Here is a 12,456-nt window from a genome sequence, read left to right as displayed (position 1 = left end):
CTCGAATTTTTCTTTTGCCATGATGCAAATTCCTCATCAAAAGAACAATGCCCGTGTGGGTTTAACGTCTCCGGTGCAGGCCTGCCACGGGCAGCAGGCCGGGCGCTCGGGCGCCACCGAAGACCAGACTGGTGTTACTTGGCGCGGGCCGCAATGATGGCTTCCGCCACGTTGCGCGGCGCTTCCGCGTAGTGCTTGAACTCCATGGTGTAGGTCGCACGGCCTTGGGTCATGGAGCGCAGCGTGGTGGCGTAGCCGAACATCTCGGACAGCGGTACTTCGGCCTTGATGGCTTTGCCGCCGCCAGGCAAGTCGTCCATGCCTTGCACCATGCCGCGGCGGGACGACAGATCGCCCATCACCGTGCCGGCGTAGTCTTCGGGCGTTTCCACTTCCACGGCCATCATGGGTTCCAGAATCACAGGCTGGGCTTTCCTGCAGCCTTCTTTGAAACCGAAGATGGCGGCCATCTTGAATGCCTGTTCGGACGAGTCCACATCGTGGTAAGAACCGAAGTGCAGGGTGACCTTGACGTCCACCACCGGATAGCCGGCCAACACCCCGGTGTTCAGGGCCTCTTCGACACCCTTTTGCACCGCGGGGATGTACTCGCGCGGCACCACACCGCCCTTGATGGCGTCGATGAATTCGAAGCCCTTGCCGGGTTCGTTGGGCTCGATCTTGAACACCACGTGACCGTACTGGCCCTTACCACCGGACTGGCGCACGAACTTGCCCTCGGCTTCCTCGACGGTACCACGGATGGTTTCGCGGTAGGCCACCTGCGGCTTGCCGACGTTGGCTTCGACGCCGAACTCGCGCTTCATGCGGTCGACAATGATTTCCAGGTGCAGCTCGCCCATGCCGGCAATGATGGTCTGGCCGGACTCTTCGTCGGTGCGCACGCGGAAAGACGGGTCTTCGGCAGCCAGACGGCTCAGGGCAATGCCCATCTTCTCCTGGTCGGCCTTGGACTTGGGCTCGACGGCCTGCGCGATCACCGGCTCGGGGAACACCATGCGCTCCAGCGTGATGATGGCCGACGGATCGCACAGGGTTTCACCGGTGGTGACTTCCTTCAGGCCCACACAGGCGGCGATATCGCCAGCCCGGATCTCTTCCACTTCCTGACGGTTGTTGGCGTGCATCTGCACGATACGGCCGATGCGTTCTTTCTTGCCCTTGACGGAGTTGTACACGGTGTCGCCCTTCTTGAGGACACCGGAGTACACACGCACGAAGGTCAATTGACCCACGAACGGATCGGTCATCAGCTTGAACGCCAGGGCTGAGAGCTTTTCCTCGTCGTCGGCCCTGCGGGTGGTTACCTGCTCGTTCTCGTCGGTACCGGCCACGGGCGGGATGTCCACGGGAGAGGGCAGAAAGTCGATCACGGCGTCGAGCATCCGCTGCACGCCCTTGTTCTTGAAGGCGGTGCCACACAGCATGGGCTGGATTTCCACGGCCAGGGTACGGGCGCGGATGCCGGCCTTGATTTCGGCCTCGGAAAGCTCACCCCCTTCGAGGTACTTGTTCATCAGCTCTTCGTTGGCTTCGGCAGCGGCCTCCACCATTTTCCCGCGCCACTCTTCGGCCTGGGCCTGGAGTTCAGCGGGGATGTCCTGGTATTCGAACTTCATGCCCTGGGAGGCTTCGTCCCAGATGATGGCCTTCATCTTGATGAGGTCCACCACGCCCTTGAAGTTGTCCTCGGCCCCGATGGGGATGACCACCGGCACGGGATTGCCCTTCAGGCGGGTCTTGATCTGTTCGTAGACCTTGAAGAAATTGGCGCCGGTNTCATCTTGATGAGGTCCACCACGCCCTTGAAGTTGTCCTCGGCCCCGATGGGGATGACCACCGGCACGGGATTGCCCTTCAGGCGGGTCTTGATCTGTTCGTAGACCTTGAAGAAATTGGCGCCGGTGCGGTCCATCTTGTTGACGAAGGCCAGACGGGGCACCTTGTACTTGTTGGCCTGACGCCAGACGGTTTCCGACTGGGGTTGCACGCCGCCCACGGCGCAGTACACCATGCAGGCGCCGTCGAGCACGCGCATGGAACGCTCCACCTCGATGGTGAAGTCCACGTGGCCCGGGGTGTCGATGATGTTGAAACGGTGCTCGGGGTAGGACATGTCCATGCCGCGCCAGAAACAGGTGGTGGCCGCGGAGGTGATGGTGATGCCGCGCTCCTGCTCCTGCTCCATCCAGTCCATGGTGGCGGCGCCGTCGTGCACTTCACCGATCTTGTGGTTCACGCCGGTATAGAACAGGATGCGCTCGGTGGTGGTGGTTTTGCCGGCGTCGATGTGGGCCGAGATACCAATGTTGCGGTAACGCTCGAGAGGCGTGGTACGTGCCATGAATATTCTCCGAAAAATACAGGCAAAGCCCGCCACCCCTCGTGAGAGTGAAGCGGGCCCTGGGAATGCGATATGCGCGCCGCTTAGAAGCGGAAGTGGCTGAAAGCCTTGTTGGCTTCGGCCATGCGATGCACTTCGTCGCGGCGCTTCATGGCGCCGCCACGGCCTTCGGTGGCCTCCAGCAGCTCGTTGGCCAGGCGCAGGGCCATGGACTTTTCACTGCGCTTGCGGGCGGCTTGCTTGATCCAGCGCATGGACAGGGCCAGGCGGCGCACCGGACGCACTTCCACAGGCACCTGGTAGTTGGCGCCACCGACGCGGCGGGACTTGACTTCCACCAGCGGCTTGACGTTGTTGATGGCGATGGTGAAAAGCTCCAGCGGATCCTTGCCGGTTTTCTTTTCCATGGTTTCGAGAGCGCCATAGATGATGCGCTCGGCAACCGCTTTTTTGCCGCCTTCCATGATCACATTCATGAATTTGGACAGCTCGATATTGCCGTACTTGGGATCCGGCAGGATTTCACGTTTAGGGACTTCGCGACGACGTGGCATGTTGTTACCTCTGTTGCTTCAGTTGGCACCGCTTCCGGCGGCACCGCGAGAGCCATACAGGACCCTCACTTACTCGACCCGCGCACCCCATGTGCGTTGGGGGTCACTACGCTTGAGCGCCTGCCAGCAGGGCATTCAAGCACCGATTTGTGTACGCAGCGTGACCGCTGCAGACTGTGGCAAGACGACCGGTCAGGCCTTCTTGGGCCGCTTGGCACCGTACTTGGAGCGGGCCTGTTTGCGGTCTTTCACGCCCTGCAGATCCAGCGAACCACGCACGATGTGGTAGCGCACACCGGGCAGGTCCTTGACACGACCGCCGCGAACCAGCACCACGCTGTGTTCCTGCAGGTTGTGGCCTTCACCACCGATGTAGGAAATGACCTCGAAGCCGTTGGTCAGGCGCACCTTGGCGACCTTGCGCAGCGCGGAGTTCGGCTTCTTGGGTGTCGTGGTATAGACACGGGTACACACGCCGCGGCGCTGGGGGCAGTTTTCCATGGCCGGGCTCTTGGATTTGGTCTTTTCGACCACCCGGCCTTGGCGCACGAGTTGGTTGATGGTTGGCATTGAAACGTCCCTAAACGTTTGAAAAAAGAAATACGAGACCCTTCGGAAAATTCCGAAAAGCCCTCTACTGTAGCACGACGCACAACGTCATGCAAGCTTGCGCGACGGCCGTCACCCATCGATGGCCATCACTGCAGCCAGAGCCGGATGGCACCCCACAAGCGGCCGAAGAAACCCGCTTCACGCACCGTTTCCAGCACGAACAGCGGAACCTCGGATACCGGTTCGCCCGCCGCCGTGGTGATGCGCAGCGTGCCCAGGGGCTGGTCTTTTTGCAGTGGCGCGACCAAGGGGTCGGTGCGCAACACCTCGGTACGCAAGTTCGCGGCCTGTCCCGCAGGCACCGACACCACCACCCCTTCGGAACGACCCAGCTTGACGGTGGCCGCCTGCCCCTTCCAGACCGGCGGCTCAGCCACCGGCTGCCCGGGCGCAAACAGACGCACCGCCTCGTAGGCGGAGAACCCCCAGTTCAGCAGCTTCTGGCTTTCTGCGGCGCGGGCATTCTCGCTGGCGGCCCCCAGCACGATGCTGAGCAGCCGCCGCTCGCCCGCCGCGCCCTCCCCCAGTCCACCGAACTGCCGCCGGGCAGTGGCCACCAGGCAATAGCCCGCTGCGGCGGTGTAGCCGGTCTTGAGGCCATCGACCGTCGGGTCGCGAAACAGCAAGAGGTTGCGGTTCATGTCGTTGGCCGCGGGCGTGCCAGGATAGCGGTAGCGCTGGATCGCGTAGTAGGGCACGAATTCGGGGAAGTCCTTGATCAGGCGCGAAGCCAGGATGGACAAGTCGCGCGCGGTGGTCACGTGCCCGGGTGCGGTCAGACCTTCTGGATTGAGGTAGCGGGTCCGCGTCATGCCCAGCGCCCGCGCCTGTTGATTCATCAGTTCGACGAAGCGCTCGACGGAACCGGCCACGCCCTCGGCAAGCGCGATGGTGGCGTCGTTGCCGGACTGCACGATCATGCCTTTGAGCAGGTCCTCCACGGGCACCTGCATGCGCGGCTCGATGAACATGCGTGAGCCGGGCATGCGCCAGGCGCGCTCACTCACGGTAAACGTCTGCTCCAGCGTGATCCTGCGCGAGCGCAGGGCATCGAACACCAGATAGGCGGTCATGAGCTTGGTCAGCGAGGCCGGCTCGACTTCCATGTCGGGGTCGCGGGCCGCCAGCACCTGGTTGGTGGTCACATCCAGCAGCAGGTAGGCGCGCGCAGCCACTTCAGGCGGCTCGGGCAGGCGGGCCTGTGCGGCCACAGACCAAGCCCACAGCAACACCAGCAAGCACACAGACCAAGACCAGCGGCGAAGGAAAGAGGAAGCGAAAGCAGCAAACACGTGAAGGTTCCGTTCTTGGGGGACAAAAGGGCGAACAGCCCTGGACATCAGTTGGGGATGGCGGCGCAGGCGCGCAGATGCCGCTGGACCAGCGTGCGCAGCAGCGGCAGGCGGCCGTGGAAGAAATGCTCGACGCCGGGGATGACCGTCACCGGCAGGGACTGCGGTCGAGCCCAGTCCATGACCGCCGACAGCGCAACCGTATCGTCCTGCTCGCCGTGGATGACCAGCGAGCGATCGTGAAGTTCCTCGGCCAGCGGTGGCAGAGCGAAGCGGCTCGCTGCGGCACCGACCAACACCACCGAGTGCAGCGCGCGCGCGGGATGCAGCCGCTGAACGGCAGCAGCGGCCACGAAAGCGCCGAAAGAGAAGCCAGCCAGCGCCAGCGGCCCCTCAGCGGCGGTATGGCCGAGCACGGCCAGCAGGTCTTCGAGCTCGCCCCGGCCTTCATCGTAGCTGCCCGCGCTCTGGCCGACGCCACGGAAGTTGAAGCGCACGGCGGTCCAGCCCTGCTGCACGTGGGCGCGGGCAAGGGTTTGGACGACTTTGTTGTTCAAGGTGCCGCCGAACAGTGGATGCGGGTGGGCAATGACCGCCACGCCACCGCCTTCGCGTGGCTGGGCGGGCCGGTCCACGGCCACCTCCAGCACCCCGGCTGGGCCAGGTATCCACAGGGCCTGCGTCTGGGCGTTCACGGTGTGCCACCCCGCAGCGTCACCGACCGACGTTCGGCGCCAGCAGCAGGCGCTCGACGACGTGACCGTCTTTCAGATGGTGGTTGACGATGTCATCCACATCGGCCTGATCGACATAGGTGTACCACACCGCCTCGGGATACACCACGGCCACGGGGCCACCCGCGCAACGGTCGAGACAGCCGGCCTTGTTCACCCGCACCCGCCCCGGGCCGGCGAGACCCAGCGCCTTGACCTGGGCTTTGCAGTGTTCGAATGCCTCCTGGGCACGGTGGTCGGCGCAGCAGGCTTCGCCGTTCGCCCGCTGGTTGACGCAAAAAAAGATGTGGCGCTGATAGTAGCCGGCCGCGGCTGGAACGTTGCTCATGGCTTTTCATTGTAGAGGGCAGAGGCACGTTGCAGCGCCAGACGCAACCCAACCCCGATGGCCGCGTAAGGCCACAGCCAGCCCAGCCATTGGGACAGACCGTGAAAATGAATGAACCGCCCCTGCTCCCAGATTTGCAAGGTCTCGGCGAAGTAGGGCACCTCGGGGGCGCGGTTGAGCACCCCGAGGGCAAAACTCCAGGCCAGCGTCGAGAGCACGGCGGCGGTACGGTGCCCGATGGCGAGGCTGAACACCGTCATGGCGGCGGCGAACGTGAGGCCCAGTACCACGGGGGGGGTGAGCCAGGCCCAGGCGTGGGCTGGTCCGTAGGTGAGGCTGGCCGACAGCGCGCCCACACCGAGCACCACCGGCACCGACAGCCCTGTGAACACCACCCGGTAGATGCGCAGGCGCAGCAGCGCGAAGGCCAGCAGCATGGGAGCCCAGACGCACAAGGCCACCACCACCGCCTCGGACAGCGGGCTCAACGGCGCCGTCAGCCCCGGCTGCGGGACCCAGCCTTGCAACACGGAACCATCGGTCAGGCGCAGCAGCGCCGCCTCCAGCCGGTGCCAGACCTGCCCCAACCCGTAGGGCACCGACGTGGGGTAGAGCAGGGCAAACGGCCACAACGCCAGCACCAGCACCCCGCCGTGGGTCTGAGACACCAGCCCCGCTTCACGAAACGCCGTCCAGGGCCCGAGCCAACGCCAGCGCAACATCAGCCATGCCAGCACCGCCCCGAGCATGCCGCCGGCCGTGTTGAGCAGCCAGTCCACCTGGGAGGGCACGCGCTGCAACAGGTAGCTCTGGGTGGACTCCATCGAGAATGACACCAGACTGGGCAGCAGCATGCCCGCGATCCAGGCGCCCCGGCCGCTTCCGGTGCGGGCCACGGCCAGGGTGATCAACAGCCCCAAAGGCATGTAGCCCAGCAGGTTGGTGACCACGTCGAATGTGGTCCAGTACTGGGGCCACGGGGCGGTCAGGAACGACCAGGGCACGATGCCTTGCGAGCGCCAGCCGGAAAACGGGTACAGGCTGGCATACACGATCAGCGCCAGATAGACGGCGGTGGCCGGCCAGGCCAGCGACAGGCGGCGCCCCCGCTCGGCAGGAAGGGTGGTGGGCCTCATGCCATGGTTGACCGAGGAGGTGGCACTCAGAACGGCTTGACGACGACCAACACCACCGCCACGGTCATCAGCAGCACCGGCACTTCGTTGAACCAGCGATACCAGACATGCGACCGGCTGTTGCGATGGGCCTCGAACCGGCGCAGCAGGCGGGCGCAGGCGTGGTGGTAGCCGAGCAGCAACGCGACGACCAGCAACTTGGCATGCATCCAGCCCTGACCGGCACCAATGCCATAGCCCAGCCAAAGCCACAGCCCCAACCCCAGCGCCGGAATGGCCAGCAGGGTCATGAAGCGCAACAGCTTGCGGGCCATGAGCAGCAGGCGTTCGCGCTCAGCCACGCTGCCCGGCTCCACCATCGCCAGGTTCACGAAAATGCGCGGCAGGTAAAAAAGCCCGGCGAACCAGCTTGCGATGAAGACAATATGGAATGATTTGACCCACAGCATCCGGCTAGTGTAGCCAAGCCACCTGCCCACGACGCATCCTCATGTCTGCCGTCCCCTCCCCTCCATGGCAATCGATCAGCGAGACGCTGTGCGCCTGCGGCGAAGCGCCTTTCTGGCATGCCCGGGAAGAGCGGCTGTACTGGCTCGACGCGCCATTGCAGCGCATCTGGCGCTGGCATCAGCCCAGCGGACACGCCGAGCACTGGGATCTGCCACAGGCGGTGACCGGCATGGCGCCCTGCCGCAGCGGCGGCCTGCTGCTGGTGATGGCCGATGGGATTTACCACGTCGCCAACTGGGCCAATACCCCCATGCCCCTGGCCCGACTCCCGCTCGGGGCAACAGACAGTGTGATCCGGGGCGGGCGCTGCGATCCCTGGGGCCGCTACTGGCTGCTGCAAAGGCCGGCTTCAGCGTCTGGGCCGTCACGCGGCGGCACGTTGTACTGCCTGCGCACCCGTTCCACCCCAAACCCCCCACTGATCGCCGTGCGCCGGGGCCTGCATGACGTCTTGGGCTGGTCCAGTTCACCCGACGGGCGCAGCTTCGTCTGGTGCGATCCCCTGGCACAGGAAGTCGAACAGGCCACCCTCTCCAACCCCGGGCTATGGCCGCCCGAATTGGGCATGCCGATCACGCTGAACCGCTTCAAGCGCAGCGCGCCCGGCACCCCTGACACTTCGACGCTTGCACCTGCGCTGGATCGCCCGGTCGGCGGGGCCATGGACCAGGCCGGGCGGTACTGGGCAGCCATCGCTGGCAACGGACGGGTCATCTGCATCGATCCGCAAGGGCACACCGTGGCCGAGATCGCGGCACCGGCCTTGCAACCCAGCGGCTTGTGCTTCGGTGGACCGGACATGCGCACGCTGTTTCTGACCACGGCACGGGCACACCGCAGCAGCGAGGAACTCGCGCGATACCCGCTGTGTGGCGGTGTGTTCTGCCTGACGGTGGACACCCCGGGCTTGCCCACCCCGGTGTATTGGGACTGAAACGGCATGTTAAAAAAATTCACGCCAATGCCCTGAGACCCCGATACGATGGCGGCCATGTCCGATTCCTCCCAGTCCCCGGCACGTGCCCGTGCCGTTCCTCAGGCCGTGGCCGCCTGGATCGAGCAGATCCAAGACGCTCGCCAGACGCGGCAAGGGTTGCGCATCCAGGGAGGCGGCACCAAGTCCTTTCTGGTGCCCGCTGCCCACAGCCCGCTGCCCGTGCTCGACACCCGCACGCACGCCGGCATCGTTGCCTATGAGCCAACCGAGCTGGTCATCACCGCACGGGCCGGCACGGCGCTGACCGACATCGAGTCCGCGCTGGCAGCCCATGGCCAGACGCTGGCCTTCGAGCCACCGCATTTCGGCGATCACGCGACCGTGGGCGGAGCCGTGGCCACCGGGCTCAGTGGGCCGGCGCGCGCCAGTGTCGGCGCTTTGCGCGATTTCGTGCTCGGCGTGCATCTGGTCAACGGGCGCGGCGAATACCTGGAATTCGGCGGCCAGGTCATGAAGAATGTGGCGGGCTACGACGTCAGCCGCCTGATGGCCGGTAGCCTGGGCAGCCTCGGGGTGATTGCCCAGGTCTCGCTGAAGGTGCTGCCGGCATCGCCAGCCGAAGCCACGTTGCGTTTCGACCTCTCCCAAGCAGACGCCCTGGAACGCTTGGCCCGCTGGCGCGGGCAACCGCTGCCCCTCAACGCCAGCCTGTGGCTGTTCGACACCCGCCACGGCAGCGCGGGGGGCGCGCTGTACCTGCGGCTGCGCGGTGCCGTGGCAGCTGTCGAAGCGGCCTGCGCCCGGTTGTTGCGGGAACAGCCAGGTGAGCGGCTGGCGCCGGCGCTGGCCGCCGACATTTGGCAAGGCTGCCGTGAACAGACGCTGGCCTTTTTTGCTTGCCCGCCGGATGCCGAGTCTGGCCTGTGGCGTCTCTCGGTGGCCCCGACGGCCCCGGCGTGGGACCTGGCTTGGCCAACGGTCGTGGAATGGCATGGCGCTCAGCGCTGGGTGTGGGCACCGCTGACGGCGGCTGCATCGCTGCGCCAGCTCGCCGCCCAGGCCGGTGGCCATGCCACGCTGTTTCGCCCGCCTGTGCAGCATCCGGCCGTACCCGATCGCTACACCCCACCGGCGGCCCCTGTGCTGGCGATCCATCAACGCCTGAAGGCTGCGTTCGATCCAGACCAGGTCTTCCCGCCTGGCCCCTGGGCGCACGCACACTGATCGCCGGAGACGACGCCCCATGCAAACCCAACTGTCTCCCGAATTCGCGGGCACGCCCGATGGCCGCGCCGCCGAGGCGATTCTGCGCAAGTGTGTGCACTGCGGCTTTTGTACGGCCACCTGCCCGACCTATCAACTGCTTGGCAATGAACTCGATGGTCCGCGTGGGCGCATCTACCTGATCAAGCAGGTGCTCGAAGGCGCCGAGCCGACGCGCAAAACGCAGCAGCATCTGGACCGCTGCCTGACCTGCCGCAACTGCGAGTCGACCTGCCCCAGCGGGGTGGAGTACGGCCATTTGCTGGACATCGGCCGCAGGGTGGTGGACGCCAAGGTCGATCGCCCGGTGCCCGAGCGCGCCCTGCGCTGGCTGCTCAAGGAAGGGTTGCCCTCGCCGCTGTTTGCCCCCGCCATGCGGCTGGGCCAGGCGGTGCGCGGCCTGCTGCCCGAGACGCTGCAGGCGAAAGTGCCGCCACGACAGGACAGTGGCACCTGGCCGACGCGCGAGCACGCCCGCAAGGTGCTGCTGCTCGAAGGCTGCGTGCAACCGGCCATGATGCCCAACATCAACGCCGCCACCGCCCGCGTGCTCGACGCCGCCGGGCTGCAGACCATCACCGCGCCCAAGGCGGGCTGCTGTGGCGCCGTCAAATTTCACCTCAACGACCAGGTGGGGGGGCTGGACCAAATGCGCGCCAACATCGACGCTTGGTGGCCGCTGATCGACCCGGCCCGCCCGAGCGGGGTGGAGGCGATCGTGATGAATGCTTCGGGCTGCGGCGTGACCGTGAAAGAATATGGCCACCTGCTGCGGCACGACCCGGTCTATGCCGACAAAGCGGCCCGGGTGAGCGCGCTGACGCGCGACCTGAGCGAACTGCTGCCCGAGCTGGTGCCCGCGCTGCGCGAGCGGATCGACCCGCACGCCGCGGCACAGTCGCTGGCCTTCCACCCGCCCTGCACCCTGCAGCACGGGCAGAAACTGCGCGGCGGCGTGGAGCAGCACCTCGGGGCGCTGGGCTTCGAGGTGCAAGTGGCCCGCAACGAACCGCACCTGTGCTGCGGCTCGGCCGGCACCTACTCGGTATTGAACCCCGAACTGTCAAAGCAACTGCGCGACCGCAAGCTGGGCCACCTGGCCGAGCTTGCGCCCGCCACCATCGTGTCGGCCAACATCGGCTGCATCACCCACCTGCAAAGCGGCACCGACACCCCGGTGCGGCACTGGGTGGAGGTGCTGGACGCGGCGCTCATGCCCGCCGCGACCGAAATGGCCGCCTGACGGGAGAGACGGCCCGGTGCTCCAGGCCCTTGCCGCGCTGCTGAGCCTGCAACTGGCCGGTGAAGCGCTGGCGCGCGGTTGAGCCGTTGCGGCGGCCTCAACCGTGCAGGTCGTCGCGACGGGCAATGTCCAACAGGCGCTCCAGCTCGTGCGGGTGCACCCGCTCGTTGTGCGCGTGCCAGCGCTGGATCACCCACATCACCCCGGCCACCACCAGCCCAAACACGGTGATGGCGCCAAAGGCCGACAACCCCACCCCGGTGGAAAAGCTGTACAGAAAGCCCAGGCCCAGGATGCAGGCCTGTTCGTTGAAGTTCTGCACCGCGATGGATCGGCCGGCCCCCATCAGGTTGTGGCCGCGGTGTTGCAGCAGCGCGTTCATCGGCACCACCAGGAAGCCGCCCAGCCCCCCGAGCAGGATCAGGAACGGGGCCGCGAGCCACACGGTGTCGATGAAGTTCATCAGCACCACCAGCAGGCCCATGGCAATGCCCAGCGGCATGACCCGGGTCGCGTGCTCCAACCGCATGCGCACCGACGCCACCAGCGCCCCGACCGCGGTACCGATGGCCACCACCCCCACCAGCGACGAGGCCTGCGTGGTGGTGTAGCCCAGCGCCGCGGCGGCCCAGGCCAGCACGATGTAGCGCAGGTTGCCACTCACGCCCCAGAACAGGGTGGTGGTTGACAGTGAAATCTGGCCCAGCCGGTCGCGCCAGAGCCGGCTGTTGCAGATCCAAAAGTCGGGCAGCAGCGCCAACGGGTTGCGCGGCATGTGCCGCAGCGCCGCCGCGGTGCGCGGGATGCGGGTGTTGAACCACGCCGCCACACCGTACACCAGCACCAGCAGCGCAATGGCCGCTTCGGCCGGCGTGGTGATGGCCAGGCCCAAGCCGGGGACGGCCAGCTCCAGGGCCAGCAACTTGCCCGGCACCAGCGGCCCCACCAATTGCCCTCCCAGCACCACCCCCAGGATGATGGACGCGATGGTGAGCCCCTCGATCCAGCCGTTGGCCTTGACCAGTTGCGACGGCGGCAGCAGCTCGGTGAGGATGCCGTACTTGGCTGGCGAATAGGCCGCCGCCCCCAGGCCGACGATGGCGTAAGCGAGCAGCGGGTGCACCGAAGTGAGCATGAGCAGGCAGCCCAGCACCTTGATGGCGTTGCTGATGAACATGACCTGGCCCTTGGGGCGCGCGTCGGCAAAGGCGCCCACGAACGGCGCCAGCACCACGTAGAACAGCGCGAACATGGGCACCAGGGCCGCACTCTGCCACTCGGGCGCCTGACGGCTGCGCAACAGCTCCACGGCCACGATGAACAGGGCGTTGTCGGCCAGCGAGCTGAATAACTGCGCCGTCATGATGGTGTAGAAACCGCGCTTCAGGGCCATGATTTCGAATGCATAACAGCGTGGGACGGGCGGTTTTTGTGCAACAGTGACGATGTAATTCGCCGGCGCAGGGACTCCAGCATCGCGCG

The 12,456-nt window shown here is 66.0% G+C and carries 11 protein-coding genes and 2 pseudogenes; 3 read left to right on the top strand and 10 right to left on the bottom strand.

Annotated features, from left to right (window positions below; all coding sequences use genetic code 11):
* Positions 1–134 precede the first annotated feature (134 nt).
* The 9 genes and pseudogenes from fusA to HZS63_RS12835 form a co-directional block, all read right to left on the bottom strand.
* Positions 135–1,745 (bottom strand): annotated as a pseudogene (gene fusA, locus HZS63_RS12875) (elongation factor G); the annotation flags it as partial.
* An 89-nt stretch (positions 1,746–1,834) separates the two neighbouring features.
* Positions 1,835–2,365: pseudogene (locus tag HZS63_RS12870) on the bottom strand (GTP-binding protein); the annotation flags it as partial.
* Positions 2,366–2,448: 83 nt separating this feature from the next.
* Complete coding sequence (rpsG, locus tag HZS63_RS12865) at positions 2,449–2,919, bottom strand: 30S ribosomal protein S7 (RefSeq protein ID WP_180684415.1); 471 nt, start codon at positions 2,917–2,919, stop codon at positions 2,449–2,451.
* Positions 2,920–3,111: 192 nt separating this feature from the next.
* Positions 3,112–3,489, bottom strand: a complete 378-nt coding sequence (rpsL, locus tag HZS63_RS12860) for a 30S ribosomal protein S12 (RefSeq protein ID WP_180684414.1) — start codon at positions 3,487–3,489, stop codon at positions 3,112–3,114.
* Positions 3,490–3,617: 128 nt separating this feature from the next.
* Positions 3,618–4,871, bottom strand: a complete 1,254-nt coding sequence (locus HZS63_RS12855) for a D-alanyl-D-alanine carboxypeptidase family protein (protein WP_180684413.1) — start codon at positions 4,869–4,871, stop codon at positions 3,618–3,620.
* Positions 4,871–5,518, bottom strand: a complete 648-nt coding sequence (locus HZS63_RS12850) for a CocE/NonD family hydrolase (RefSeq protein ID WP_180684412.1) — start codon at positions 5,516–5,518, stop codon at positions 4,871–4,873. The genes HZS63_RS12855 and HZS63_RS12850 overlap by 1 nt, the downstream gene beginning before the upstream one ends.
* 19 nt (positions 5,519–5,537) lie before the next feature.
* Positions 5,538–5,885 (bottom strand): (2Fe-2S) ferredoxin domain-containing protein, encoded by a 348-nt coding sequence (locus HZS63_RS12845; protein WP_180684411.1) that lies wholly within the window; start codon positions 5,883–5,885, stop codon positions 5,538–5,540.
* Complete coding sequence (locus HZS63_RS12840; RefSeq protein WP_180684410.1) at positions 5,882–7,021, bottom strand: VanZ family protein; 1,140 nt, start codon at positions 7,019–7,021, stop codon at positions 5,882–5,884. The genes HZS63_RS12845 and HZS63_RS12840 overlap by 4 nt, the downstream gene beginning before the upstream one ends.
* 26 nt (positions 7,022–7,047) lie before the next feature.
* A complete protein-coding gene (locus HZS63_RS12835; RefSeq protein ID WP_180684409.1) occupies positions 7,048–7,470 on the bottom strand; it encodes a CopD family protein in 423 nt (140 codons plus the stop codon).
* Between the two features lie 41 nt (positions 7,471–7,511).
* Between HZS63_RS12835 and HZS63_RS12830 the strand changes: the two genes are divergently transcribed.
* From HZS63_RS12830 to glcF, 3 genes are read left to right on the top strand one after another with little or no spacing between them, the layout of a single operon-like run.
* On the top strand, positions 7,512–8,465 hold the full coding sequence (locus HZS63_RS12830) for an SMP-30/gluconolactonase/LRE family protein (protein ID WP_180684408.1): 954 nt from the start codon (positions 7,512–7,514) through the stop codon (positions 8,463–8,465).
* A gap of 48 nt (positions 8,466–8,513) precedes the next feature.
* Complete coding sequence (glcE, locus tag HZS63_RS12825; protein WP_180684407.1) at positions 8,514–9,692, top strand: glycolate oxidase subunit GlcE; 1,179 nt, start codon at positions 8,514–8,516, stop codon at positions 9,690–9,692.
* 19 nt (positions 9,693–9,711) lie between these two features.
* Entirely contained in the window at positions 9,712–10,974 is a 1,263-nt protein-coding gene (glcF, locus tag HZS63_RS12820) for a glycolate oxidase subunit GlcF (protein WP_180684406.1), read from the top strand.
* Between the two features lie 97 nt (positions 10,975–11,071).
* On the opposite strand, the gene lplT is transcribed toward glcF, so the two are convergent.
* Positions 11,072–12,361 carry a lysophospholipid transporter LplT gene (gene lplT / locus HZS63_RS12815; protein ID WP_180684418.1) on the bottom strand — a complete coding sequence of 430 codons (1,290 nt, stop codon included), beginning with the start codon at positions 12,359–12,361 and terminating at the stop codon, positions 11,072–11,074.
* Between the last annotated feature and the right edge of the window lie 95 nt (positions 12,362–12,456).

The sequence above is a fragment of the Tepidicella baoligensis genome (assembly GCF_013432195.1).
Taxonomy (GTDB): domain Bacteria; phylum Pseudomonadota; class Gammaproteobacteria; order Burkholderiales; family Burkholderiaceae_C; genus Tepidicella; species Tepidicella baoligensis.
This window is presented reverse-complemented; position numbering and strand designations above follow the sequence as displayed.